20 protein-coding genes are annotated in these 25056 nt (G+C 69.7%); 5 read left to right on the plus strand and 15 right to left on the minus strand.

What is annotated here, in order from left to right:
* The first annotated feature begins 209 nt into the window (after positions 1–209).
* Together WS57_RS33150 and WS57_RS33155 are read left to right on the plus strand one after the other, a co-directional pair.
* Entirely contained in the window at positions 210–461 is a 252-nt protein-coding gene (locus WS57_RS33150; protein WP_006489451.1) for an accessory factor UbiK family protein, read from the plus strand.
* Between the two features lie 226 nt (positions 462–687).
* The gene (locus tag WS57_RS33155) at positions 688–2310 is read left to right on the plus strand and encodes a YifB family Mg chelatase-like AAA ATPase (RefSeq protein ID WP_059512619.1); all 1623 of its coding nucleotides are present in this window, start codon (positions 688–690) and stop codon (positions 2308–2310) included.
* 332 nt (positions 2311–2642) lie between these two features.
* Here WS57_RS33155 and WS57_RS33160 read toward each other — a convergent pair whose 3' ends face one another.
* Positions 2643–3215 (minus strand): hypothetical protein, encoded by a 573-nt coding sequence (locus WS57_RS33160; RefSeq protein ID WP_059601028.1) that lies wholly within the window; start codon positions 3213–3215, stop codon positions 2643–2645.
* A gap of 162 nt (positions 3216–3377) precedes the next feature.
* Between WS57_RS33160 and WS57_RS33165 the strand changes: the two genes are divergently transcribed.
* Positions 3378–3911 carry a TlpA disulfide reductase family protein gene (locus tag WS57_RS33165; protein WP_009691743.1) on the plus strand — a complete coding sequence of 178 codons (534 nt, stop codon included), beginning with the start codon at positions 3378–3380 and terminating at the stop codon, positions 3909–3911.
* 82 nt (positions 3912–3993) lie between these two features.
* Here the strand turns inward: WS57_RS33165 and WS57_RS33170 are convergent, their stop codons facing one another.
* The 9 genes from WS57_RS33170 to WS57_RS33210 all read right to left on the minus strand — a co-directional run bounded on the left by WS57_RS33170 (position 3994) and on the right by WS57_RS33210 (position 16966).
* Positions 3994–5349, minus strand: coding sequence for a sigma-54-dependent transcriptional regulator (locus WS57_RS33170; RefSeq protein WP_040128286.1), 1356 nt, complete (start codon positions 5347–5349; stop codon positions 3994–3996).
* A 100-nt stretch (positions 5350–5449) separates the two neighbouring features.
* Positions 5450–7447: a sensor histidine kinase gene (locus WS57_RS33175; protein ID WP_009688792.1), complete on the minus strand. Its 1998-nt coding sequence runs from the start codon at positions 7445–7447 to the stop codon at positions 5450–5452.
* Between the two features lie 4 nt (positions 7448–7451).
* Entirely contained in the window at positions 7452–8741 is a 1290-nt protein-coding gene (locus WS57_RS33180) for a dicarboxylate/amino acid:cation symporter (protein WP_009688793.1), read from the minus strand.
* A 354-nt stretch (positions 8742–9095) separates the two neighbouring features.
* Positions 9096–10781 carry a cation acetate symporter gene (locus WS57_RS33185; RefSeq protein ID WP_040129031.1) on the minus strand — a complete coding sequence of 562 codons (1686 nt, stop codon included), beginning with the start codon at positions 10779–10781 and terminating at the stop codon, positions 9096–9098.
* Between the two features lie 11 nt (positions 10782–10792).
* On the minus strand, positions 10793–11098 hold the full coding sequence (locus WS57_RS33190) for a DUF485 domain-containing protein (RefSeq protein ID WP_059482773.1): 306 nt from the start codon (positions 11096–11098) through the stop codon (positions 10793–10795).
* A gap of 113 nt (positions 11099–11211) precedes the next feature.
* Positions 11212–12417: a CaiB/BaiF CoA transferase family protein gene (locus tag WS57_RS33195; protein ID WP_069245512.1), complete on the minus strand. Its 1206-nt coding sequence runs from the start codon at positions 12415–12417 to the stop codon at positions 11212–11214.
* A 29-nt stretch (positions 12418–12446) separates the two neighbouring features.
* Entirely contained in the window at positions 12447–13583 is a 1137-nt protein-coding gene (locus WS57_RS33200; RefSeq protein WP_040128290.1) for an acyl-CoA dehydrogenase family protein, read from the minus strand.
* Positions 13584–13593: 10 nt separating this feature from the next.
* Positions 13594–14802 (minus strand): acyl-CoA dehydrogenase family protein, encoded by a 1209-nt coding sequence (locus WS57_RS33205; RefSeq protein WP_069245348.1) that lies wholly within the window; start codon positions 14800–14802, stop codon positions 13594–13596.
* A gap of 31 nt (positions 14803–14833) precedes the next feature.
* Positions 14834–16966, minus strand: coding sequence for a 3-hydroxyacyl-CoA dehydrogenase NAD-binding domain-containing protein (locus WS57_RS33210; protein ID WP_069245513.1), 2133 nt, complete (start codon positions 16964–16966; stop codon positions 14834–14836).
* Between the two features lie 217 nt (positions 16967–17183).
* Here WS57_RS33210 and WS57_RS33215 point away from each other — a divergent pair, with 217 nt between their 5' ends.
* Both WS57_RS33215 and ggt read left to right on the plus strand, forming a co-directional pair.
* On the plus strand, positions 17184–18146 hold the full coding sequence (locus WS57_RS33215) for a LysR family transcriptional regulator (protein WP_040128292.1): 963 nt from the start codon (positions 17184–17186) through the stop codon (positions 18144–18146).
* Between the two features lie 113 nt (positions 18147–18259).
* On the plus strand, positions 18260–20134 hold the full coding sequence (gene ggt, locus WS57_RS33220) for a gamma-glutamyltransferase (RefSeq protein WP_069245349.1): 1875 nt from the start codon (positions 18260–18262) through the stop codon (positions 20132–20134).
* A gap of 78 nt (positions 20135–20212) precedes the next feature.
* Here the strand turns inward: ggt and WS57_RS33225 are convergent, their stop codons facing one another.
* From WS57_RS33225 to lipB, 5 genes are all read right to left on the minus strand, one after another.
* A complete protein-coding gene (locus WS57_RS33225) occupies positions 20213–21166 on the minus strand; it encodes an ABC transporter permease subunit (protein WP_069245514.1) in 954 nt (317 codons plus the stop codon).
* Positions 21166–21963, minus strand: coding sequence for a taurine ABC transporter ATP-binding protein (locus WS57_RS33230; RefSeq protein WP_069245350.1), 798 nt, complete (start codon positions 21961–21963; stop codon positions 21166–21168). The genes WS57_RS33225 and WS57_RS33230 overlap by 1 nt, the downstream gene beginning before the upstream one ends.
* Before the next feature lie 31 nt (positions 21964–21994).
* The gene (tauA, locus tag WS57_RS33235; protein ID WP_060246756.1) at positions 21995–23011 is read right to left on the minus strand and encodes a taurine ABC transporter substrate-binding protein; all 1017 of its coding nucleotides are present in this window, start codon (positions 23009–23011) and stop codon (positions 21995–21997) included.
* Between the two features lie 257 nt (positions 23012–23268).
* Positions 23269–24264, minus strand: a complete 996-nt coding sequence (lipA, locus tag WS57_RS33240; RefSeq protein ID WP_009694918.1) for a lipoyl synthase — start codon at positions 24262–24264, stop codon at positions 23269–23271.
* Positions 24257–25003 carry a lipoyl(octanoyl) transferase LipB gene (gene lipB / locus WS57_RS33245; protein WP_069245351.1) on the minus strand — a complete coding sequence of 249 codons (747 nt, stop codon included), beginning with the start codon at positions 25001–25003 and terminating at the stop codon, positions 24257–24259. Before lipB ends, lipA begins: the two co-directional genes overlap by 8 nt.
* Positions 25004–25056 lie beyond the last annotated feature (53 nt).

The following is a 25056-nucleotide window of genomic DNA, read 5'->3' on the forward strand; positions in this document are numbered from 1 at the left end:
CGGCCGGACGGCCAACGTGGGCCGGTTTGCTGGCGCCGGGAAAGGATCGTTGCTAGAGTGCACGCACGTCCCGACTGACCGGGACATTCACCCATGCGGGCGCCATGCCCGGAATCCGCGCTTCGGACGCACCAATTCCGGTCATGCGTGCATCATGGGCACGTATGCAACTGAAGATGCACATTTTTTGTGCAAGGAAGGGGAATCACATGAAGCAACCCAGCGACGTTTTCAACGATCTGCAGTCGCGCGTCAGCGACCTGCTGAAAAACTCGCCGGCCAAGGATGTCGAGCGCAACGTGAAGGCCATGCTGTCGCAAGGCTTCTCGAAGCTCGATCTCGTCACGCGCGAGGAATTCGATACGCAGGCCCAGGTGCTCGCCCGCACCCGCGTGCGCCTCGAGGAACTCGAAAAGCGCGTGGCGGAACTCGAGCAGAAGCTCGCAGCGCCCCAGGCCTGACGCCCCCACCCGACCGACAGGTCCGGGCCGGGCCGCCCCGCGCGGCCCGGCCCGCCACCCGGAAGTCGCCCCGCTGTTCCCCGTCGTACCTCGCTCTTCGTAGTTCGTTGTTCCGCAGTCCCTCGTTGTTCCCCGCGCCACGCCGGCAAGCGCGCTCCGAATCCTCAGCCCTCCGCGGCTCGCGGCCCCCAACGGCCGCCGCCCGACCGTATACAGGAGCCTTGCCATGTCGCTCGCCGTGGTGCGCAGCCGTGCGCCGGCGGCCGGCCGCGCGCCGGACGTCACCGTCGAAGTCCATCTCGCCAACGGCTTGCCGTCGTTCTCGATCGTCGGCCTGCCCGATCTCGAAGTCCGCGAAAGCCGCGAGCGCGTGCGCGCCGCGCTGCAGAACTGCGGATTCGAATTCCCGGTGCGGCGCATCACCGTCAATCTCGCGCCCGCCGACCTGCCGAAGGAGTCGGGCCGCTTCGACCTGCCGATCGCGCTCGGCATCCTCGCCGCGAACGGCCAGATCCCGGCCGACGCGCTGGCCGGCCGCGAATTCGCGGGCGAGCTGTCGCTGACCGGCGCACTGCGGCCGATGCGCGGCGCGTTCGCGATGGCGTGCGGCGTGGCGCGCGACTGGCAGGCGGCGGACCGCGACGCCGATTCCGGCCTGCGCGGCGGCATCGCGCCCGATCCGGGCGGCGCGTGGGGAATCGGCCCGGACGCCGGCGCCGCATCGCGCGCGCCCGAACTGTACCTGCCGCTCGCCAGCGCCGCCGAGGCCGCGCTCGTGCCGGGCGTCACCGTATTCGGCGCACCCGACCTGCCCGCGCTGTGCGCGCACCTCGCCGGTGCGCCGGACGGGCGGCTTGCGCCCGTCGACGCGCCGTGCCTCGACGGGCTGCCGGTGCCGGCCGCGCCCGATCTCGCTGACGTGGTCGGCCAGCGCAGCGCGCGACGCGCACTCGAAGTCGCCGCCGCGGGCGGCCACCACATGCTGATGGTCGGGCCGCCGGGCGCCGGCAAGTCGATGCTGGCCGCGCGGCTGCCGGGGCTGCTGCCGCCGATGACCGACGACGAGGCGCTGAGCTCGGCCGCGCTGCTGTCGGCGAGCCGCCTCGGCTTCTCGCCCGCGCAGTGGCGTCGGCGCCCATTCCGGTCGCCGCATCATTCGTCGAGCGCCGCCGCGCTGGTCGGCGGCCGCAATCCGCCGCAGCCGGGCGAGATCACGCTCGCGCATCTCGGCGTGCTGTTTCTCGACGAGTTGCCCGAATTCGACCGGCACGTGCTGGAAATGCTGCGCGAGCCGCTCGAAGCCGGCCGCATCACGATCTCGCGCGCGGCGCAGCAGGCCGATTTCCCGGCCGCATGCCAGCTGATCGCCGCGATGAACCCGTGCCCGTGCGGCTGGCTCGGCGATCCGTCCGGCCGCTGCCGCTGCTCGCCCGAGGTCGCCGCGCGCTACCTGCGCAAGCTGTCGGGGCCGCTGCTCGACCGCATCGACATCCAGATCGAGCTGCCGGCGCTGTCGCCGGCCGAACTGGCGGCCCGCCTGTCGACGCCGGGCGAGCCGAGCGCCGCGGTCGCCGCGCGCGTCGCGCAGGCGCGGGCGCGCCAGCTCGCCCGGCAGGGCAAGACCAACCACATGCTGAGCGGGCGCGAGACCGACGCGCTGTGCCGGCCGACCGACGAAGGCGAACGGCTGCTGCGCGAGGCCGGCGAGCGCTTCGGCTGGTCCGCGCGCGCGTATTACCGTGTCCTGAAGGTCGCGCGGACGATCGCCGACCTGAACGGCGACCCGCTGCCGACGGCCGCGCAGATCGCGGAGGCGATCCGTTATCGGCGGGCGCTGGCGCCGCCTTGAGGCGCCACTTTGGACAAAATTCGCCTGTCAAGACTTGACTTATGCACAATTCCACGCATCCAGCCCCGAATCGAGGCGCTTCGCGCACTGTCCGAAGTCAAATTCGCATCCCTTTGTTTTTATTGAATTTTCTGGAAACCCGGACAAACGCCCAAACGGGCCGGAGGGCCGCCCGGTCTGGCTTCGCGGCCGATTCGGGCGATCTTTCCACAAAGTTATCCACATCCGCTGTGGATAGCTGAAAAACCCCCGCAAAATCCGGCGATTAGCACCGAAAGTTGCGAATGAACTTTCAGTTGTCACATTGGGTCAGAGCGCCCTCGCCGCCGCCATCAGTCGAGCTTGAACGAGCCGAAGAACTGGTCGAGCTGCTCCTGCGCGAGCGGCCCGTCGGCGATCACCACCGCCTGATAGGCATGCCGGCCGCGCGCCACGAAGCGCGCGACGATCGTCTTGCGCGCGCGATCGCCGCCGGCCGCCGCGCCGGCGACCCGCAGCTCGATCCCGTTCACCGCGCCGCCGGCGGCGAGCGGCACGGACACGGCGGCCATCTGCGGCGCGCCTTCGAGGTTGCGCGACAGCCCCGTGCGCAGGAAGTCGAGCGCGGCCCGGCGCGTGTCGTCGCGGTCGTCGGGCAGCGTCAGCGAGCCGACCGCGAACACCGCGCCGTCCACGTGCGCGGCCTGCATCCGCATCGGCATCGACGCGCCGCCGACCGTGACGGGATGGTCCTCGACGGTCGGCTTGGCGGGCAGGTCGATCGTATAGCCGGCGTCGTTGTGCAGCGTGCGCCAGTCGAATGACGGCGTGCAGGCGGCCAGCGCGACGCTTGCGCACGCGAGTGCGGCGAAGCGCCGCAGCGGGGTGAAAAAGGGACGCAACGAATCGGCGAATTCCTTCGGCATGGCGCGGGTCGGGCAGGCAAAACGCCCATTATGCGTCGAACGCGGGGAGCGGGATGCGCGGCGGCCACCGATGCACGCGCCGCATTCGCGCTAAAATAGACGCCGAATTTCGCCGTCCTTTGTATCGCTTCGCGTCATCGACCGACTCCGAGAGCCCCGCAGATGAACAACACGCCTCCCGCCCAGGGCCGCAGCCCCGTCCGCTACATCGCCGCCGCCGTCATCGTCGCGGCCATCGCCGTCGCGGGCTTTTTTGCGTTCAATGGCAAGTCCAGCGTGCCGGACGCGACGTTCACGCTGCTGTCGGGCCAGAAGGTGTCGACGGCCGGCGACCTGAAGGGCAAGGTCTACCTCGTGAATTTCTGGGCGACGAGCTGCGCGACCTGCATGCAGGAAATGCCGCAGATGGTCGAGACCTATAACCGCTTCAAGGGCCAGGGGCTGGAATTCGTCGCGGTCGCGATGAACTACGATCCGCCGATGTACGTCGCGAACTACGCGCAGACGCGCCAGCTGCCGTTCAAGGTCGCGCTCGACGACGGCAGCGTCGCCAAACAGTTCGGCAACGTGCAGCTCACGCCGACGACCTTCGTCGTCGACAAGGACGGCAAGATCCTGAAGCGCTACGTCGGCGCACCGCAGTTCGCGGAACTCGACGCGCTGCTCAAGAAGGCGCTCGGCGGCAACGCGGCCTGAGCACCCGGCCAGAACGCGCAAGACACGCGCCCGCGCCACGGACCGCACGACCGGACACCCGGTTCTGCGGTCCGTTTGCTTTTCAGCGCTCGGCATCCCCTTTCGCGGACAGCCCGTAGCGCTTCATCTTCTCGTACAGCGTGGCCTTGCCGACGTGCAGCCGATCGGCCGTCGCGGCCACCGCCCCGCCCGTCTGGTTCAGCGCCTCGGCGATCACCGCGCGCTCGAACTGCTCGATGCGCTCCTTCAGCGTCTGCTCGTTCGCGGCATCGCCGTCGGCCGCCCCTGCTTCCTGCGGCATGTCGGCGACGCCGAGCACGAAACGGTCGGCCGCGTTGCGCAGCTCGCGCACGTTGCCGGGCCAGTCGCGCTGCATCAGGCTCGCGCGCTGCCGGTCGCTCAGCACCGGCGCGGGGCGGCCATAGCGCACGGCCGCGTCGAGCATGAAGTGCTCGAACAGCGGCACGATGTCCTCGCGGCGCTCGGCGAGCGGCGGCAGCGCGATCGTCACGACGTTGAGCCGGTACAGCAGGTCGCGCCGGAACGTGCCGGCCGCGACCAGTTCGCTCATGTCGCCCTTCGCGGCCGCGACCACACGGCAGTTAACGCGGATCGGCTGGTTCGAGCCGAGCCGCTCCAGCACGCCGTCCTGCAGCACGCGCAGCAGCTTCACCTGCAGCGCGAGCGGCATGCTTTCGATTTCGTCGAGGAACAGCGTGCCGCCGGACGCGTATTCGAGCTTGCCGACGCGGCGCTTCGCGGCGCCCGTGAAAGCGCCGGGCTCGTAGCCGAACATCTCCGACTCGAACATCGGCTCGGGCAGCGCGCCGCAGTTGACCGCGATGAACGGCTTGTCGCGGCGCGGCGACAGCTCGTGCAGGCTGCGCGCGATCAGTTCCTTGCCGGCGCCGGTGTCGCCGTTGATCAGCACCGACGCGTCGGTCGGCGCGACGTTCGCGATCAGCTTGCGCACCTGCTCGATCGCCGGGCTGCGGCCGATGATGCGCGGCGCGACCACGTTCTGGCCGGCCAGCTCGCGTCGCAGCGCATGGTTCTCGAGCACCAGCTCGCGCCGCTCGAGCGCGCGCCGCACGGTCTCGATCAGCCGTTCGGCCGCGAACGGCTTCTCGATGAAGTCGTACGCGCCGTCGCGCATCGCCTGCACGGCCATCGAGATGTCGCCGTGCCCGGTGACGAGGATGACCGGCACGTCGCGCACGCGCTCGCGGCACTGCGCGAGCAGTTCGAGCCCGCTCATGCCGGGCAGCCGGATGTCGCTGACGATCACGCCCGCGTTGTCGGCGACGATCGCCTTGTCGGCCGCCTCGGCCGATTCGAAGCCGGCGACGTCGAATCCCGCGAGTTGCAGGCTCTGCACGCTCGCCCGGCGAACGAGCGCATCGTCTTCGATATAGATCACTTGCAGCCGGTTGGCCATCGTATTTCCTTGCTCCTGGCGGGCCGCGCGGCAGCGTCGCGCACGCGGCGTCGTTGATGCCGGTCGGGCCGCGATCGGTCGGGCCGCGGCGAACCCGCGCTCAATGCGAGCCCGCCGTTTCGGACGCGGCGTCCGGATGATGCGTGCGCGCCCGGCGCAGCGTCAATACGAACAGCGCGCCGCCCGACGGTGCGTTGCGCGCGGTCAGCGCGCCGCCCGCGTCGCTCGCGATCGACGACGAGATCGCGAGCCCGAGGCCGAGTCCGCGCCCCATTTCCTTGGTCGTGAAGAACGGTTCGAACAGGCGCGGCAGCAGCTCGGGCGCAATGCCCGGCCCGTTGTCGCGCACCTCGATCCCGAGCGTCGCGCCCGACACCGCGACCGTCACGTCGATGGCCGGCGCGGCGACCCCGGCGACCGCGTCGAGCGCGTTGCCGAGCAGGTTGATCAGCACCTGCTCCAGACGCAGGTCCTCGCAGCGCGCGACGAGTTCGGGATGGTCGTCGGCCGGATCGAGCGGTGCGTCGCGCGGGGGCGACACCGTCGCATCCCGCAGCGTCAACGTCAGCGCGACCCCGTCCAGCCGCTCGCCGAGCAGCGCCAGCACGCCGCGCAGCGCACGCACGACGAGCGCCCGCTCGTTGCGCGGCTTCGCCCGACCGACGAACAGCTTCAACTGGTTCGTGATCTTGCCCATCCGCTCGGTCAGCGCGGCGATCGCCTCGAGGTTCTCGCGCGCGGCGCCCTGCTCGCCGCGATCGAGCAGCACGCGCGTATTGTCCGAGAAGCTGCGCAGCGCGGCCAGCGGCTGGTTCAGCTCGTGCGTGATGCCGGCCGCCATCTGGCCGAGCGCGGCCAGCTTGCTGGCCTGGATCAGCTCGTCGTGCGCGGCGCGCAGTTCCTGCTCCGCGCGGATCCGGTCGCCGACTTCCTTCTGCAACTGCTCGTTCGCTTCCGACAGGTCGGCCGTGCGCTCCTCGACGCGCCGGTTCAGCTCCGCGTAGGCCTGCTGCAGCAAGGCGCGGCCGCGGATCATCTCGCGCACGCGCGCGCGGCGCATCCGCCAGTAGAACGCGAGCAGCGCGACCGACACGAAACCGAAGCCGGTGACGATCGTCGCATTGCGCGCGTCGGCATCGACCGGCGCGATCGGCGCGAGCGTGACCAGCTGCCAGTCGGGCTCGCCGATCCTGCGCCGGGTCGCGAGAAAGCGCGGCGCGCGCAGGCCCGGCCCGAGGCGCACGATCTCCGCGTCGGCGCCGAGCACCTGCTCGACCCGCAGCGGCAGCGGCGTGACCGGCTGCTGCGCATACTGGCGCGTCTCGAAGATCGACGCGGCGACCGGCCCCGTCAGCGGCCGCAGCGTGTGGTACTTCCACGCGGGCACCGACGACAGGAACACGACGCCGTGATCGTCGGCGACGACGAGCGGCTCGGACGCGTCGGCGCCCTGGAACCATTCGAGGTTGAGCTTCACGACGACGACGCCCGCGATCCGGCCGTCGCGCCACACCGGCTGCGAGATGTAGTAGCCGGGATCGCGCGAGATCGTGCCGATCCCGAAGAAGCGGCCGACCTGGCCGTGCATCGCGTCAATGAAATACGGGCGGAAACGGTATCCGATCCCGACGAAGCTGTCGGGCGCGCGCCAGTTGCTCGCGGCGACGCACAGCCCGTCCGCGCCGATCACGTAGGTGACGGTCGCATGGGCGTGTTCGTTGAGATCTTCGAGATAGCGGTTCGCGCGCGCGGCGTAGTCGGCGCGCTTCGGCTCGCCCAGCAGGTCCTGCACGTAGGGATGGCTGCCGAGCAGGTACGGCAGCGATTCATAGCGGTCGAGCGTGCTTTTCAGCGCATTGGTGGTGCGATCGACGCGCACCGCCGCGTTGCGCTGCAGTTCGGCGACGCCGCGCCGCCACGTGAAGGTCCACGTCAGCGCGCAGGCCGCGCCGAGCAGGGCGGCGAGCACGACGAGGACGAGCAGGCGGCGCTTCACGGTCGAGACTTCCTGGCGATGCGGATCGCCTATTGTGTCATAGGCCTCCGGATCGCCGCCGCGCGGCGCGCCGCCCGCGGGCGGTGCCGCCTGCTCCTTCATCGCGTCAGACGCCGGCCGTCTCGGTCGTCGCGACCTCGCCGCCGCCCTTCAGCGCCTGGCGCAGTTTCGCGCGGTCGAGTTCCTTCTCCCACGCCGACACGACGACCGTCGCGACGCCGTTGCCGACGATGTTGGTCAGCGCGCGGCACTCGCTCATGAAGCGGTCGATGCCGAGGATCAGCACCATGCCCGACAGCGGGATGGTCGGCACGACGGCGAGCGTCGCGGCGAGCGTGATGAAGCCCGCGCCGGTGACGCCGCTCGCGCCCTTCGAGGTCAGCATCGCGACCGCGAGCAGCGTGAGCTGCTGCATCCACGTCAGTTCGATGTTGGTCGCCTGCGCGATGAACAGCACGGCCATCGTCATGTAGATGTTGGTGCCGTCGAGGTTGAACGAATAGCCGGTCGGCACCACGAGGCCGACCACCGAACGCGAGCAGCCGGCCTTCTCGAGCTTCTCCATCAGCTGCGGCAGCGCGGCTTCCGACGAGCTGGTGCCGAGCACGATCAGCAGTTCTTCCTTGATGTAGGACACGAAGCGGATGATCGAGAAGCCGGTGAAGCGCGCGATCGCGCCGAGCACGACGAGCACGAACACGACGGAGGTCAGGTAGAACGTGCCGATCAGCTTGAGCAGCGGCACCAGCGAGCCGACGCCGTACTTGCCGATCGTGAACGCCATCGCGCCGAACGCGCCGATCGGGGCGAGCTTCGTGACGATGTGCACGATGCCGAACAGCACGCGCGTGAGCCCGTCGATGAAGTCGGTGACGACCTTGCCGCGCTCGCCGAGGTGCGCGAGCACGCTGCCGAACAGCAGCGCGATCAGCAGGATCTGCAGGATCTCGCCCTGCGCGAACGCGTCGACCATCGTGTTCGGGATGATGTGCATCAGGAAATCGACCGTCGACTGGCCGTGCGCCTTCGCCGCGTACGACGCGACGGCCTTGCCGTCGAGCGTCGCCGGATCGATGTTGAAGCCGACGCCCGGACGCAGGATGTGCGTGGCCGCGAGGCCGAGCAGCAGCGCGAAGGTCGACACGATCTCGAAGTACAGCAGCGCCTTGCCGCCGACGCGCCCGACCTTCTTCATGTCCTCCATACCGGCGATGCCGGTCACGACCGTACAGAAGATGATCGGCCCGATCACCATCTTGATCAGCTTGATGAAGCCGTCGCCGAGCGGTTTCATCTCGGTGGCGAGCGACGGATAGTAGTGACCGAGGATCACGCCGACGACGATGGCGAAGATCACCTGCACATAGAGCACTTTGTAGATGGGTTTCTTCTTCACGATGGTTCCTGATGAAGGATGGGTGAGCCGGTGGAAACGGCGTCACGCGCGCGGGCGAATGCCAGGGGAAAGACACTCGCCCGCGCGGCTGCCGTGCCGCAACAAGCGATGCCTCAGGACATCCGGGGGGAAAGGAAGGCGTGGGTCATCGGTTGTCTCCTTGCTGTAGTAGTTGAGGCCGAAGGGCGGCCGTGCGTTTTATATTGCAAGGTCGATGCCAGCTTCCCGAAATCCCTCAAGCCGTTGTTTTCATTGTATTTCCCGTCATGCGGCATGCAAGGAAATCCGGGATTCCGGAAATCCGGAAAGCATCCGTCCGGCGATCCGGACGGATGCGGCGTTTGATCGGATCAATCAGTGCTGCACGGCCTGCCCGGCAAGCACGCCCGTCTGCGCGTAGAACTCCTGCTGCGCGAAGGCATCGCGCTCGCGCCGCGCGCGCTCGCCGCGGTCCGCGAGCGAGCCCAGCACGATCCCGACGAACGCGAGCGGCACCGAGACCAGCGCCGGGTTGTCGAGGAACACCGGCGCATGCGCGTGGTGCAGCACGTCGACCCACACCGACTTCGACAGCACCGTGAGCGCCACGGCCGACACGAGGCCGAGGCCGCCGCCGAGCACCGCGCCGCGCGTCGTCATGCCGCGCCAGAAGATCGACATCGCGAGCACCGGGAAATTCGCGCTGGCGGCCACCGCGGCGACGAGACCGACCATGAACGCGACGTTTACGTGCTCGAACAGGATCGACAGCCCGATCGCGACCGCCGACAGGCCGATCGTCGCCGCGCGCGAGATGCGCATCTCGAGCCGCTCGTCGGGCTTGCCGCGCGCCCACATCTGCGCGTACAGGTCGTGCGAGATGGTCGTCGCGCCGGCGAGCGTCAGCCCGGCGACCACCGCGAGGATCGTCGCGAACGTGACGGCCGCGATGAACCCGTAGAACCCGTTGCCGCCGACCGCCTGCGCGAGCTTCACCGCCACCATGTTCGAACCGCCGAGCAGGTCGCGCGTCAGGTTGAAGGTGCCGTCCGCGCCGAGCCGGAAGAATTCCGGATGCTGCGCGAGCAGCACGATCGCCGAGAAGCCGATCACGAAGGTCAGCAGGTAGAAGTAGCCGATGAAGCCGGTCGCATACAGCACCGACTTGCGCGCCTCCCTCGCGTTCGGCACCGTGAAGAAGCGCATCAGGATGTGCGGGAAGCCCGCGGTGCCGAACATCAGCGCGATGCCGAGCGACAGCGCGTTGGCCGGGTCGCGGATCAGCTTGCCGGGGCCCATGATCCCGAGCGCGCCCGGGTGCACGGCCACCGCGCGGCGAAACATCTCGTCGACGCTGAAACCGAACTCGCCGAGCGCGAGCAACGCGAGCAGCGTCGCGCCGCACAGCAGCAGCACCGCCTTGATCACCTGCACCCAGGTGGTGGCCGTCATCCCGCCGAAGAACACGTAGACGACCATCAGCACGCCGACGATCAGCTCGGCGGCGCCGTACGACAGCCCGAACAGCAGCTGGATCAGCTTGCCGGCGCCGACCATCTGCACGACCAGGTACAGCACGACGATCGTCAGCGCGTTCGCGGACGTGAGCAGCCGGATCGGCCGCTGCGCGAAGCGGTACGCGACGACGTCGACGAACGTGAACCGGCCGAGGTTGCGCAGCGGCTCGGCGATCAGGAACATCACGAACGGCCAGCCGACCAGGAAGCCGATCGAATAGATCAGCCCGTCGAAGCCGAACATGAACACCATCCCGGACAGCCCGAGGAACGACGCGGCCGACATGTAGTCGCCCGCGATCGCGAGCCCGTTCTGCAGGCCCGTGATGCCGCCGCCGGCCGTATAGAAGTCGCGCGTCGAACGCGTGCGCCGCGCGGCCCAGCGCGTCAGCGCAAGCGTCGCGAACACGAACGCGAAGAACATCGCGATCGCGACCGGATTCAGCTCGACCCGGTCGGGCATCGGGCCCGCCACCGAGACCGCGTGGGCCGAGCTGCACAGCAAGGTGAAGAACGCGCCGAGCGCTGTCGATGAACGTCGCATCGTGCCCTCCGTCAAGTGCGGGCGAGGATCGCGTCGACCTGGCGGTCGAACGCACGATTCGCGCGCAGCACGTAGCACGCAGTCAGGCCGATCGCGATCGCGATGATCGCGACGCCCGCGACGATCCCGACCGTCGTCGTCGCGCCGCGGTACAGCGGCGCGGCGAGCACGTGCGGCGCGAGCGCGACGAGCAGGATGAAGCCGTAGTAGGTCGCGATCATCAGCGCCGTCAGCACGAAGCTGAAGCGGCGCCGCGCGCGTACGAGCTGCTGGTAGTCGCGGCGCGCCGTGACCGATTCGATGACGGAAAGCTCCATGGTGTCTCCTTTCGCCCGCCGTCGCATGCGACGGGCGTATCGTGGTGGGCCGGCGCGCGAACCGCTCCGCCCGCGCCGCGGCGGCAAACCGATGCGAAAAACCGTGCGGGCCGTCAGACCACGCGCTCGGACCGCAGCCGCGCGACCTCGTCCGCCGACAGCCCGAGCCAGCCGCCCAGCACGGCCTCCGTGTCGGCGCCGAGCACCGGCGGTGCGCCGCGCACCGGCAGCCGCGCGCCGTCGAACCGGTACGGCGGCGCGAGCACGTCGACCGCGCCCGCGACCGGATGCGGCTGCCGCGTGACGAGCCCGGCACGCGTCGCGCGCTCGGACGTCAGCGCCTCGTGCAGCCCGAGCACTTCGCCGCACGGAATGCCGGCGTCGGCGAGCGCCGCGAGCAGCTTCGCGCGCGGCCGGCGCGCGAGTTCGCGGCGCAGCTCGGGCAGCAGGTCGGCGCGGTTTTCCGAGCGGCCGAGGTTGGTCACGAAACGCGCGTCGGCAGCGAGGTCGGGTCGTTCGAGCACGTCGCAAAAGCGCGCGAACTGCGTGTTGTTGCCGACCGTGATCACGAGCGGGCCGTCGGCCGCGTCGAACACGCCGTACGGCACGATCGACGGATGCGCGTTGCCGTAGCGCGGCGGATCCTCGCCCGTCAGCAGTGCATCGAGCCCGTAGTACGCGGTGATCATCAGCCCGCAGTCGAACAGCGCCATCTCGACGCGCCGGCCGCGCCCGGTCGTCTCACGCTCGACCAGCGCGGCGAGGATCGCCTGCGCCGAATACATGCCGGTGAACAGGTCGACCGCCGCGACGCCGAACTTCAGCGGCGGCTGGTCGGCCTCGCCGTTCAGCGCCATCAGCCCGGCCTCGCCCTGCACGACGAGGTCGTAGCCGGGCCGCGCGGCCTCGGCGCCCGAGCGGTCGTAGCCCGAAATCGCGCAGTGCACGAGACGCGGATTCAGTGCCGCGAGCGCGTCGTAGCCGAGGCCGAGCTTTTCCGCGCCGCCGAACTTGAAGTTGTGGATCAGCACGTCGGCCTGCGCGGCCAGTTCGCGCGCAAGGCGCCGGCCCGCATCCGTCTGCAGGTCGACGCAGATCGAGCGCTTGCTGCGGTTCACGCTGTTGAAGTAGGTGGTCTCGGTATCGCCGATCCGCAGCCCCCAGTCGCGCGTGTCGTCGCCGCGCGCCGGATGCTCGACCTTGATCACTTCCGCGCCGAAATCGGCGAGCACCATCGCACACCACGGACCCGCGAGCACGCGCGAGAAATCGAGCACCTTCACGCCGGCGAGCGGCAACGCGCGCGGTTCGTTCGTCATCCCTGTCTCCTCCATTCGGGTGGTCGCGCTTACCGTTTCGACAGCGCGATATAGCGTGCGAGATGGTGGTCCTCGTCGCCGAGCTGGTGATCGATCATCACGAGGCGCTTCGCATAGTGCGACAGCGGCAGTTCCCAGGTCATGCCGATCCCGCCGTGCAGCTGGATGCTCTCCTCGGCGACGAGCGTGCCGATCCGGCCGATCGTGTATTTCGCCGCCGCGAGCGCGCGTTCGCGCACCAGGCGCGGCGCATCGAGCTGTGCGGCCGCGTTGATCACCGCCGAGCGCGCCTGCTCGACCTCGAGCAGCAGGTCGGCCATGCGGTGCTGCAGCGCCTGGAAGCTGCCGATCGGCATACCGAACTGCTTGCGCGTGCGCAGGTAGTCCAGCGTGTATTCCTTCGCCACGTCCATCGCGCCGAGCGCCTGCGCCGACAGCGCGAGCAGCCCGAAGCCGAGCACCTGTTCGAGCCGTGCGGCGCCCTGCTCGCCGTGCGGATCGACGAGCGCGGCATCGGCCGGCAGGGCGACGCGCTCGAAGCGCAGTTCGGCCGCGCGGCCGCCGTCGATCTTCCGGTAGTCGCGCAGCGACACGCCCGGTGCGTCGGCGGGCACGACGAACAGGCCGATGCCGGCCGCGTCGTCGTCGGCGCCGGCCACGCGCGCGCTGACGACGAAGAATGCGGCCTGCGCGGCCTGCTCGACGACGCCCTTCGCGCCCGTCAACACCCAGCCGTCACCGGAACGCTCGGCGCGCGTGCGCACGGTCGTCAGTTCGTAGTGCGAGCCCGGCTCGTCGTGCGCGAACGCGGCGCTCGCGCTGCCGTCGATCAGCGCCGCGAGCTTCGCGCGATGCGCGTCGCCGCCGGCGAGCGCAAGCGCGCGCCCCGCGAGCAAGGCGCCGAGAAACGGTTCGACGACGAGCCCGCGGCCGAGGCATTCGAACACCACCGCGATATCGAAGCCCGCGCCGCCGAAGCCGCCGTCGGCCTCCGGAAACAGCGCGCCGATCGCGCCGAGCTCGGCGAAGCGCTGCCACATCGCGCGATCGAAGCCGTCGGCCGACTGCGCGATGCGATCGCGCACCGCGAACGGATACTGCTCGGCGATGAAGCGGTTCAACGTGTCCGCCAGCATCCGGCGGTCTTCTGTGTGCTGGAAATCCATCGTCGCCCCCTTACAGCCCGAGCATCATCTTCGCGATGATGTTCTTCTGGATCTCGTTCGAGCCGCCGAAGATCGACAGCTTGCGGTTGTTGAAGTACTGCAGCGCCGCGCTCGCGGCTTCGTCGGGCCCGACCGGCTCGCCGTCGTAGTCGGCGTCGAGCGCGTCGTCGACGAACGGCTGCGCATACGGCCCCATCGCGCGCCGCATCAGCGACGTGATCTCCTGGCGGATCTGCGTGCCGCGGATCTTCAGCATCGAGCTTTCCGCGCCCGGCGCGCCGCCGCCCGCGACCGCGGCGAGCACGCGCAGGTTGGTCGTGCGCATGTTGTCGAGCTCGATCTCGACGCGCGCGACGCGCGCCGCGAAGAACGGATCGTCGGCGAGCGGCCGGCCGTTCTTCGTCAGCTTCGCGGCGACCGCGCGCAGCCGGTCGAGCGCGGCCGTCGAGAAGCCGACGCCCGCGATGTTGGTGCGCTCGTAGGTGAGCAGGTATTTCGCATAGGTCCAGCCGCGGTTCTCCTCGCCGACGAGGTTCTCGGCCGGCACGCGCACGTCGGTGAAGAACACCTCGTTGACTTCGTGCTCGCCGTCGAGCGTGACGATCGGGCGCACCTCGACGCCCGGCGTGTTCATGTCGATCAGCAGGAAGCTAATGCCCTCCTGCTTGCGCACGTCGGTCGCGGTGCGCACGAGGCAGAAGATCATGTTCGCGTAGTGGCCGAGCGTGGTCCACGTCTTCTGGCCGTTCACGATGTAGTGATCGCCCTGCGCGTCCCTGCGCCGCACCGCGCTCGTCTTCACCGACGCGAGATCCGAGCCGGCGCCCGGCTCCGAGTAGCCCTGGCACCACCAGTCGGAGCCGTCGAGGATGCGCGGCAGCCAGTGGCGCTTCTGCGCTTCGCTGCCGTACTTGATCAGCACCGGCCCGAGCATGTTCACGCCGAACGGCACGATGCGCGGCGCGCCCGCGAGCGCGCACTCGTTGTCGAACAGGAACTTCTGCGCGACGCTCCAGCCGGGGCCGCCGTATTCGCGCGGCCAGTGGCTCGCGAGCCAGCCGCGCGCGTTGAGGATCGCATGCCATTCGCGCATGTCGTCGCGCGTCAGGTGCAGGCCGCCCTTCACCTTGCGCGCCATGCGCTCGGGCAGTTCAGCGGCGAGGAAGCGCTGCACGTCGGTGCGGAACGCTTCCTCTTCGGGAGTGAAATTGAGGTCCATCGTAAGTCCGTTGCGAATGCGGTGGCGGGGTTCAGTCGACGCGGTTCAGGCTCGCGAAATCCGCGCCGCGCCCGACGAGTTCGACGAGCAGCGGCGACGGCGTCCAGAACAGCGGATCCTCCTTCGCGAACGCGCGGATGTCGGCGAGCACGTTCGCAAGGCCGACCGTGTCCGCGTAGTGCATCGGGCCGCCGCGATAGCGCGGGAAGCCGTAGCCGTGCAGGAACACCGCGTCGACGTCGAGCGGACGCAGCGCGATCTTCTCGTGCACGACGTTCGCGCCTTCGTTGATCATCGCCGCGAGGTAGCGGCGCAGGATTTCGTCGTCGGTGAACGTGCGCGGCGCGATGCCCTTCTTCGCGCGCTCTTCCGCGACGATCGCCTCGACTTCCGGGTCCGGCGTGCCGACGCGCGCGCCGTCCGGATACAGGTAGTAGCCGCACCCGGTCTTCTGGCCGAACCAGCCGCGCTCGCACAGCCGGTCGGAAATTTCCACGTAGCGCGCGCGCGGGTCGCGCGTCGCCGCGCGGCGCTTGCGGGTCGCCCAGCCGATGTCGCCGCCCGCGAGGTCGACGACCTGGAACGGGCCCATCGGGAAGCCGAATTCGCGCACCGCGCGATCGATCTGGTACGGCGACGCGCCGTCTTCCATCAGATAGTCGGCCGCGGTGCGATAGACCGCGAGGATCCGGTTGCCGATGAAGCCGTCGCACACGCCGGCGCGCACCGGCGTCTTCTTCAGCTGCTTCGCGAGCGCGAACGCGGTCGCGACGACGTCCGCGCTCACGCGGGCCGGCACGACGATCTCGAGCAGCTTCATCACGTTGGCCGGCGAGAAGAAATGCAGGCCGATCACGTCGGACGGCCGGTCGATGCTCGCGGCGATCCGGTCGATGTCGAGATACGACGTGTTGGTCGCGAGCACCGCGCCCGGCTTGCACACGCGCGCGAGTTCGGCGAACACGGCCTGCTTCACCGCCATGTCCTCGAACACGGCCTCGATCACGACGTCGGCCTGCGCGAGCGCGTCGTACGACGTGCTGCCCTTGAAGCGCGCGAGCCGCGCCGCGCGCGCGGCCGGCGTCATGCGCCCCTTCGCGACGAGGCCGTCGTAGACCTTCTCGACATGCGCGCGGCCGCGCGCGAGCGACGCTTCGTCGCGTTCGATCATCGTCACGGGCAGCCCCGCGTCGAGCGCCGAGACCGCGATGCCCGCGCCCATCGTGCCGCCGCCGACCACGCCGATGCGCTCGACCGGCCGCGCGTTCGCGCGGCGCGCCTCGGGCGCCTTTGCGGCTTCGCGCTCCGCGAAGAACGCATGCACGAGGCCCGCGCGCTGCGGGCTGTCGATGCACTGCAGGAACAGGCTGCGCTCGAGCTTCATCCCCGCGTCGAACGGCTGCGTGAGCGCGGCTTCGACCGCGTCGACGATCTTCGCCGGCGAGAACAGCCCGCGCGACTTCTTCGGCAGCTCGGCGCGCGCCGCGTCGATCGCGGCCTGCGCGGCCGCGCGATCGGCGAGGCCATGCGCATCGCGCGTGCGCCGCACGCCGGCGCCGAGCGACAGCAGTTCCTGCGCATACGCGAGACCTTCGGCGAGCGTGTCGTCGCTGTGCGCGACGCGATCGACGAGGCCGAGCGCGAGCGCCTCGTCCGCGCCCACGTGGCGGCCGGTCAGCATCAGGTCGAGCGCGGCCTGCGCGCCGATCAGCCGCGGCGCGCGCTGCGTGCCGCCCGCGCCCGGCAGCAGGCCGAGCGTGACCTCGGGCAGGCCGAGCTTCGCGCCCGGCACCGCGAGCCGGTAATGCGCGGCGAGCGCGACCTCGAGGCCGCCGCCGAGCGTCGCGCCGTGCAGCGCGACCACCACCGGCTTCGCGCTCGATTCGATGCGCGCGCAGACGTCGGGCAGCGACGGCGGCACCGGCGGCTTGCCGAATTCGCGGATGTCGGCGCCCGCGATGAAGTTGCGGCCGGCGCCGACGATCAGCACCGCGCGGACCGCGTCGTCGGCCTGCGCGGCGTCGAGCGCGTCGGCGAGGCCGCGCCGCACGTCGGCGGACAGCGCATTGACCGGCGCATGATCGATCGTGACGACCAGCACCTTGTCGCGGCGCTCGCGCGTGACGGTGGCGGCCGGGGTATCGGGGAAAGCGGGTGAATTCATCGTGTCTCCTTGACGCGGCGGCGCGTGCATCGGCGCCGGATTCGCGAAAGCGGAAAAGCAGGAACGCGGAAAAGATCCGGCTGCATGCCGGGCATGACTCGATTCTCGATTGATCGAGATTCATTGACAATTCCAGCAAGCTTTTACAAGCTGTCAAGTCTCACTTGACATTGACGACGCCAACCGCCCGCCAAAGGGGACGGATCGGAGCATACGCATGGACCTGAACGCGCTGACGCTGCTCGTCGAGATCCTCGACGCGGGCAATCTCAGCAAGGCCGCGCAGCGGCTCAAGATGAGCCGCGCGAACGTCAGCTACCGGCTGAACCAGCTCGAGCGCTCGATCGGCCAGCAGCTCGTGCGGCGCACGACGCGGCGCATCGAGCCGACCGAGATCGGCCTGAAACTGTACGAGCACGGCCGGCGCATCCGCAACGAACTGCTCGCCGCGCAGGAATCGGTGACGACGCTCGGCCAGGACCTGCAGGGCCGCGTGCGGCTGTCGGTGCCGAGCGGCTACGGGCAGATGGTGATGTCCGACTGGCTGCTCGCGTTCAAGCGGCTGCATCCGGGCATCGTGCTCGACGTCGTGTTCGAGAACCGCGTCGAGGACCTGATGCGCGACGAGATCGACATCGCGGTGCGCGTGATGCCCGAGCCGCCGCCGAACCTCGTCGCGCGCGACATGGGCGCGGTGCGCTACGTCGCGTGCGCGTCGGCCGCCTACGCGGCCGAGCACGGGATGCCGGCGAGCCTCGACGCGCTGTCGGCCGGGCCGGTCGTCACCGCGACGGTGATGGGGCGGCAGTTGCGGATCGCCGCGTATCTCGGCGACGAGCGCCACGAGGTGCTGCTCGAACCGACGCTCGTCTCGGAGAACTTCCTGTTCCTGCGGCAGGCGATCCTCGCCGGCATCGGCGTCGGCATCGTGCCCGACTACGTGGTGCACGACGACATGCGGCGCGGCGACATCGTCACGTCGCTCGACGCGTACCGGCTCAGCATCTTCGGCACGCACATGTACATGCTGTACATGCCGAACCGGCATCACACGCGCGCGACCTCGACCTTCATAGAGTTCATCCTCGAACAGGCCGGAAAGACCGGCCGGCGCGGGCCGGACGCGATGCGTCAGGGTTTTTTGTCGGATGACAAGCCGCCGGCCGCGCGGCGACAATAGCGCGCCGGGGCGCCCGCGCAGCGCCTGCCGCAGCCGCACGGCCGCTCGCCCGCGCTGACGGCCCGCCGCGGAACACCGCCGCCTCCTTCGAATTCACTGCTGCCGAGGGTTCCATGTTCGACCGGATTCGTCCGCCTGCGCGTCCCTGGACGCTGATCGCCGCCATCGCGCTCGTCGCGTTCAACGCCGCGTGCACGTCGCCGTCCGCGCCGCCGTCGGGCGCGGTCGTGCCGGTGGCCGCCTCGGGTCCGGCCGCGCCGCTGCCCGGCTTCCACGCGCCCGAACTGTCGAGCGGCTGGACCGACAAGCCGGGCTGGACCGCGCAGCGCGACATGATCGTGGCCGCGAACCCGCTCGCGACGCAGGCCGGCCACGACATGCTGAAGGCCGGCGGCACCGCGATCGACGCGGCGATCGCGACGCAGATGGTGCTCGCGCTCGTCGAGCCGCAGTCGTCGGGGCTCGGCGGCGGCGCATTCATGCTGTACTTCGACGGCAAGACGACGCAGGCGTACGACGGCCGCGAAACCGCGCCGGCCGCCGCGACCGATCATCTGTTCTACGGCCCGACCGGCCAGCCGATGAGCTTCTACGAAGGCGTCGTCGGCGGGCGCTCGGTCGGCACGCCCGGCGTGCTGCGCATGCTGGAGGCCGCGCATCGCGCGCACGGCAAGCTGCCGTGGCGACGGCTGTTCCAGCCCGCGATCCGGCTCGCCGAGCACGGCTTCACGATCAGCCCGCGGCTCGCGAGGCTGATCGCGAACGACCGGTATCTGGCCAACGATCCGGCCGCGCGCGCGTACTTCTACAACCAGGACGGCACGCCGAAGGCGGCCGGCACGGTGCTGAAGAACCCGGCGCTCGCGGTCGTGCTGCGGCAGGTCGCCGATCGCGGCGCGAACGCGTTCTACACGGGCGCGATCGCGCGCGACATCGTCGCGAAGGTGAGGAAGCACCCGACCAATCCGGGCCTGCTGTCGCTGCAGGATCTCGCGCGCTACAAGGCGAAGGTGCGCGCGCCGCTGTGCACCGACTACCGGCGCTCGGTGGTGTGCGGGATGCCGCCGCCGTCGTCGGGCGGCCTCGCGATCGCGCAGATGCTCGGCATTCTCGAAGCGATGCCCGACTGGCAGCAGATCGGCGCGCAGAAACCGGTGCGCAACGAGGTCGGCTACGAGCCGACGCCGTTCGCCGCGCACCTGTTCAGCGAGGCCGGGCGCCTCGCGTATGCGGACCGCGCGCGCTACGTCGCCGATCCCGACTTCGTGCCGCTGCCGGGCGGCAACTGGGCGAGCCTCACCGACAAGACCTATCTCGCGCAGCGCGCGCACCTGATCGGCGACACCAGCATGGGCGTCGCGCAGGCCGGCACGCCGCAGGGCGCGACGCTCGCGATGGCCGACGATCGCAGCCCCGAGCTGCCGTCGACCTCGGACATCGCGATCGTCGACCGCTACGGGCAGGCGCTGTCGATGACGACCAGCGTCGAGGACGCGTTCGGCTCGCGGCTGATGGTGCGCGGCTTCCTGCTGAACAACCAGCTCACCGACTTCTCGTTCGTGTCGAGCGAGAACGGCCGGCCGGTCGCGAACCGCGTGCAGCCCGGCAAGCGCCCGCGCTCGGCGATGTCGCCCGAGCTCGTGTTCGACAAGCAGACCCGGCAGGTGACGATGATCGTCGGTTCGGCGGGCGGCCCGGCGATCATCAACCACGTCGCGAAGGCGCTGATCGGCGTGCTCGACTGGGGGATGACGATGCAGCAGGCGATCGCGCTGCCGAACTTCGGCTCGACCAACGGGCCAACGCAGCTCGAACGCGGCCGCGTGTCGGACGCGCTCGTCGACGGGCTGAAGGGACGCGGACACAACGTGCAGGTCGTCGAAATGAATTCGGGACTGCAGGGGATCCAGCGGCTCAACGTGCAGGGGCAGACGGTGTGGTTCGGCGGCTCGGACCCGCGGCGCGAAGGCGTCGCGATGGGGGATTGAGCGGCGGCAGGCAGGTCGAACGCTGTCAGGCAGCCGAGCGCCGCATGCGTCGCCGAAAACGGCGCGCCACGCCTGCCGTCACCCGCGCCCCTTCCACGGCACCACGCGCCACTCGATCCAGCGCATCGCGAGATCGAACAGCCACGCGATGAGGCCGATGATCAGGATCCCCATCACGACGATGTCCGTGCGCAGGAAGCTCGATGCGTTGAGCACCATCTGCCCGAGCCCGGCCGTCGCGGCGACCATCTCGGCCGCGACGAGCGTCGTCCAGCCGAAGCCGATCGCGATCCGCAGGCCGGTGAGGATCTCCGGCAGCGCGGCCGGCAGCACGACGTGGCGCACGATCTGCGCGAAGCTGCCGCCGAGCGAATACGCGGCGTTGATCTGCTCGACCGTCGCCGCGCGCACGCCGGCGCGCGCGGCCATCGCGATCGGCGCGAAGCAGGCGAGGAAGATCACGACGAGCTTCGCCGTCTCGTCGATGCCGAACCAGATCACGACGAGCGGCAGATACGCGAGGGGCGGCAGCGGCCGGTAGAACTCCAGCAGCGGATCGAGCACGCCGCGCGCGATGCGGCTCACGCCCATCAGGATGCCGGCCGGCACGCCGATCGCGGTCGCGAGCACGAACGCGCCGAACACGCGCGCGGCGCTCCACAGCAGATGCTCGGACAACGGCAGCCCGCCCTGGATGCGGCCGTGCCACGCGTCGACGAAGGCGGTCCAGACAGCTTCCGGCGCGGGCAGGAACAACGGCGGCAGCCACTGCCGGTGCGTCGCGACCCACCACAGCACGGCCAGCGCGGCGACCGTCGCTGCGCTCAGCCCTGCCGTGCTTCCCTGCCCCGGCAGCCGGTAGCGGCGCGCGGCGCGTGCCGCGCGCGGCGGCGCGGTGCGATCGTCCTCGGCGAAACCGGCGGGCGCGCGCTCGGCCGCCCACGAATCCTGCGTGCTCATGCTGTCCTGCCTGTGCAAAGTGCTGTTCCGGCCGCGTCCGACGGACACGCCCTGTCGCGCCAGTTCGCGCATCATGCGACCTCCCCGAGCGTTTCGTCGCGATGCAGATACGCGATCAAGCGCTCGCGCCATGCGATGAAATCGGGCGACGACTTCACCGCGCGCGCATCGCGCGATTCGACATAGCGGCGCGCGAACGGCAGTTCGAAGGTTTCGGCGATCCGACCGGGGCCGGGCGTCATCACGACGAGGCGCGTTGCAAGGAACAGCGCCTCCTCGACGTCGTGCGTAATGAAGAACACCGTCTTGCGCGTGCGCGCCCACACGTCGAGCACGAGCGCCTGCATCGTGCCGCGCGTCATCGCGTCGAGCGCGCCCATCGGCTCGTCCATCAGCAGCACGCGCGGATCGCTCGCGAGCGCGCGCGCGATGCCGACACGCTGCTGCATCCCGCCCGACAGCTCGTACACGCGCGCATGCGCATGACGCTCCAGCCCGACGAGCGCGAGCATCTCGGTGGCGCGCGCCTCGCGTTCGGCCGTCGACACGCGCGCGAAGCGCAGCCCGAGCGCAACGTTGTCGAGCACGTCGAGCCACGGCAGCAGTGCGTATTTCTGGAACACGACGCCGCGATCGGCGCCGGGGCCGTCGATCGGCACGCCGTCGACCCGCACCTCGCCCGTCGTCGGCGCGACGAAGCCGGCCATGCAGTTCAGCAGCGTCGTCTTCCCGCACCCGGATGCGCCGAGCGCGACGACGAATTCACCGGCGTCGATGCGCAGGTCGACGTGCGCGAGCGCCTGCGTCGTCGGCCGCCCGCGCTCGCCCGGATAGGCGACCGATACCTGACGGACTTCCAGCGTGCTCATGATCGAAGGCTCCGCGTGAGGATCGCCGCGCTCAGCGCGCGGCCTTCTGCACGAACTGAGGATCGACGCCGACCGAGTAGTCGGACAGCACCGTCTGGATCGTGCCCTGCGATTTCAGGAACGCGGCGGTGGCCGCGAGCGACTTCGCGGCGCCCGACTGCGCGCCGCCGCCGAGCCAGGTCGGCGACGCCTGTTCGGCCGGCGTCGGGAACGCGTACAGCGCGAGGCTTGCCGGCACGTCCTGCGCATTCGCGCCCGACACCTTCGCCACCGCCGCGACCTGCGGCGAGCCGACCTTCCACGCGGCCGTGTGCGCGCGGTAGTCGGCGTCGGCCGATGCGAGCACCTTGACGAAGCGCGCGACGAATTCGGGGTTGTCGCGCGCGAACTTGCGGTTCACGACGAAGCCGTCGAAGGTCGCCTTGCCGCTTTCCTTCGCGACCTGGCCCGACGTCGTCAGCACCGTGCCCGACTGCTTGACCTTCGCGAGCACCGGATCCCAGATGTAGGTCGCGTCGATGTCGCCGCGCGTCCATGCGGCCGCGACTTCGGGCGGACGCAGGTTGACGATCTTCACGTCGTTCGGATTGACGCCCGCGGCCTGCAGCGCGACGAGCGTATGGAAGTGCGAGGTCGACACGAACGGCACGCCGATCTTCTTGCCTTTCAGCGCCGCGATGCTGGTCACGCCCGAGCCGTTGCGCGCGACGAGCGCCTCCGCGTCGTTGATGTTGTCGAGCACCCAGAACAGCGAGATGTCGAGGCCCTGCGACAGCCCGGCCGCGATCGGGCTCGACCCGGCCTCGCCGAGCTGCACCGAGCCCGATGCGAGCGCGCGGATCACATCGGCCCCGCTGTCGAGCTTGCGGAACGTGACCTTGTAGCCGGTCGCCTTTTCGACTTCACCGCTCGCCTGCGCGTAGCGCCACGGCACGACCATGTCCTGATACGCGATCACGACCTCGCGCGATTCGGCGTGTGCCGCGCCGAGCGCGGCGAAGGCGGTCAGCGCGACGACGGCGCGGCGGACGAAGCTGAAACGGGACATGCGGCTCTCCTTCGGAATGCGGGCATTGCTGCGGGAGAGCCGACTATAGGAGGTTTGCGCGTGGCGGGAGCGAACTTATCCTGCGAAGCTATCGACGGCGTTTCAGCTTTGCTTTTCACGCTGGATTGGATCACACGTCTGGTCGGATGACGATTGTGGTGCGAATACGCAGCCGGCGGCCGCATCAACGAAAAAGCCCGCATCGCTGCGGGCTTGTTCGGTTGCATGGCTTCATGCAGGACGGGAAACGCAGACGCTCAAACCACCCCCGCCCCATGCGCCTGCAGATCGGCGTGATAGCTCGAGCGCACCATCGCGCCGACGGCCGCGTGCGTGAAGCCCATCTTGTACGCCTCTTCCTCGTACATCTTGAACGTATCCGGATGCACGTACGCGCGTACCGGCAGATGGTGCTCCGACGGCTGCAGGTACTGGCCGATCGTCAGCATGTCCACGTCGTGCGCGCGCAGGTCGCGCATCACCTGCAGGATTTCCTCTTCGGTCTCGCCGAGGCCGACCATCAGGCCCGACTTCGTCGCGACGTCCGGATGCAGCGCCTTGAAGTCCTTCAAGAGCTTCAGCGAATGCGCATAGTCGGAACCGGGGCGCGCTTCCTTGTACAGGCGCGGCACCGTTTCGAGGTTGTGGTTCATCACGTCGGGCGGCGCCGCGTTCAGGATCGAGATCGCGCGGTCGAGACGGCCGCGGAAATCCGGCGTCAGGATCTCGATGCGCGTTTCCGGCGACTGCTCGCGCACTTCGCGGATGCACTCGACGAAGTGGGCCGCGCCGCCGTCGCGCAGGTCGTCGCGGTCGACGCTCGTGATCACCACGTACTTGAGCTTGAGCGCCGCGATCGTGCGCGCCAGGTTCTTCGGCTCGTCCGCGTCGAGCGGATCGGGGCGGCCGTGGCCGACGTCGCAGAACGGGCAGCGGCGCGTGCACTTGTCGCCCATGATCATGAACGTCGCGGTGCCCTTGCCGAAGCATTCGCCGATGTTCGGGCAGCTCGCTTCCTCGCACACGGTGTGCAGGTTGTGCTCGCGCAGGATCGTCTTGATCTCGTTGAAGCGCGAGCTGCCGGTGGCCGCCTTCACGCGGATCCACTCGGGCTTCTTCAGCTTCTCGATCGGCACGACCTTGATCGGAATGCGCGCCGTCTTGGCCTGCGCCTTCTGCTTGGCGGTCGGATCGTACGCAGCGGTCGTCGCGGCCGAATCGGCCGGTGCGGGGGAAGCGGTAACGTCAGTCATTCGAATGTTCCAGTGCCTGCGGCTTGTCGGCGGCCGCGGTTTCGCCGTCGAGGTTGGCAATCAGACGCCCCACCAGCGTGTGGGCGACGTCGTTCCAGTCGGCGGCAACCTCGAGGCTCGCCATGTCGACGGTTTCCAGTCCGGCATAGCCGCACGGATTGATCGCGAGAAACGGGCGCAGATCCATCTTCACGTTCAGGCTCAGCCCGTGATAGCTGCAGCCGTTGCGGATCTTCAGGCCGAGGGCCGCGATCTTCGCGCCCTCGTGCGCGCCGGATGCCACATAGATGCCCGGCGCGCCCGCCTTGCGGACCGAAGCGAGATTATACGCCGCGAGGGTTTCGATCACGGCCTCCTCGATCTTCGTCACCAGCGTGCGCACCATCAGCTTGCGGCGGCGCAAGTCGAGCAGCAGATAGACGACGATCTGGCCGGGGCCGTGATAGGTGATTTGCCCGCCGCGGTCGACCTTGACGAGCGGCACGCCGCTGTCGGCGACCAGCAGGTGGGCCGGGTCGCCCGCCTGCCCGAGCGTGTAGACGGGCGGATGCTCGACCACCCAGATCTCGTCGCCGGTGTCGGCCGTGCGCGTGTCGGTGAACGCGCGCATCGCGTCGAAGCTCGTCTCGTAGGCCTCGACGCCCCGCCACCGCACGGTGACCGGCTGGACCGGCGACCCTGCCGGGGATGCGGGAACGACAACAGGCGTGGACACGATGGAAACCGGCGAGACGGACATGGGCGGTAGTTTACCGAAAACCCATGGGTCTCGCCGGCCTGCGAAAGGGACGG

This window comes from Burkholderia pseudomultivorans, assembly GCF_001718415.1.
Classification (GTDB): domain Bacteria; phylum Pseudomonadota; class Gammaproteobacteria; order Burkholderiales; family Burkholderiaceae; genus Burkholderia; species Burkholderia pseudomultivorans_A.

Excerpts from the sequence above, each read along its gene's own strand:
- lipA (WP_009694918.1), bottom strand. The coding sequence starts at position 24,264 with ATGACTGACGTTACCGCTTCCCCCGCACCGGCCGATTCGGCCGCGACG.
- WS57_RS33210 (WP_069245513.1), bottom strand. The coding sequence starts at position 16,966 with ATGAATTCACCCGCTTTCCCCGATACCCCGGCCGCCACCGTCACGCGC.
- WS57_RS33150 (WP_006489451.1), top strand. The coding sequence starts at position 210 with ATGAAGCAACCCAGCGACGTTTTCAACGATCTGCAGTCGCGCGTCAGC.
- ggt (WP_069245349.1), top strand. The coding sequence starts at position 18,260 with ATGTTCGACCGGATTCGTCCGCCTGCGCGTCCCTGGACGCTGATCGCC.
- WS57_RS33205 (WP_069245348.1), bottom strand. The coding sequence starts at position 14,802 with ATGGACCTCAATTTCACTCCCGAAGAGGAAGCGTTCCGCACCGACGTG.
- WS57_RS33195 (WP_069245512.1), bottom strand. The coding sequence starts at position 12,417 with ATGACGAACGAACCGCGCGCGTTGCCGCTCGCCGGCGTGAAGGTGCTC.
- WS57_RS33215 (WP_040128292.1), top strand. The coding sequence starts at position 17,184 with ATGGACCTGAACGCGCTGACGCTGCTCGTCGAGATCCTCGACGCGGGC.
- WS57_RS33160 (WP_059601028.1), bottom strand. The coding sequence starts at position 3,215 with ATGCCGAAGGAATTCGCCGATTCGTTGCGTCCCTTTTTCACCCCGCTG.
- WS57_RS33165 (WP_009691743.1), top strand. The coding sequence starts at position 3,378 with ATGAACAACACGCCTCCCGCCCAGGGCCGCAGCCCCGTCCGCTACATC.
- WS57_RS33175 (WP_009688792.1), bottom strand. The coding sequence starts at position 7,447 with ATGAAGGAGCAGGCGGCACCGCCCGCGGGCGGCGCGCCGCGCGGCGGC.
- tauA (WP_060246756.1), bottom strand. The coding sequence starts at position 23,011 with ATGTCCCGTTTCAGCTTCGTCCGCCGCGCCGTCGTCGCGCTGACCGCC.
- WS57_RS33225 (WP_069245514.1), bottom strand. The coding sequence starts at position 21,166 with ATGCGCGAACTGGCGCGACAGGGCGTGTCCGTCGGACGCGGCCGGAAC.
- WS57_RS33190 (WP_059482773.1), bottom strand. The coding sequence starts at position 11,098 with ATGGAGCTTTCCGTCATCGAATCGGTCACGGCGCGCCGCGACTACCAG.
- WS57_RS33185 (WP_040129031.1), bottom strand. The coding sequence starts at position 10,781 with ATGCGACGTTCATCGACAGCGCTCGGCGCGTTCTTCACCTTGCTGTGC.
- lipB (WP_069245351.1), bottom strand. The coding sequence starts at position 25,003 with ATGTCCGTCTCGCCGGTTTCCATCGTGTCCACGCCTGTTGTCGTTCCC.
- WS57_RS33200 (WP_040128290.1), bottom strand. The coding sequence starts at position 13,583 with ATGGATTTCCAGCACACAGAAGACCGCCGGATGCTGGCGGACACGTTG.
- WS57_RS33230 (WP_069245350.1), bottom strand. The coding sequence starts at position 21,963 with ATGAGCACGCTGGAAGTCCGTCAGGTATCGGTCGCCTATCCGGGCGAG.
- WS57_RS33170 (WP_040128286.1), bottom strand. The coding sequence starts at position 5,349 with ATGGCCAACCGGCTGCAAGTGATCTATATCGAAGACGATGCGCTCGTT.
- WS57_RS33155 (WP_059512619.1), top strand. The coding sequence starts at position 688 with ATGTCGCTCGCCGTGGTGCGCAGCCGTGCGCCGGCGGCCGGCCGCGCG.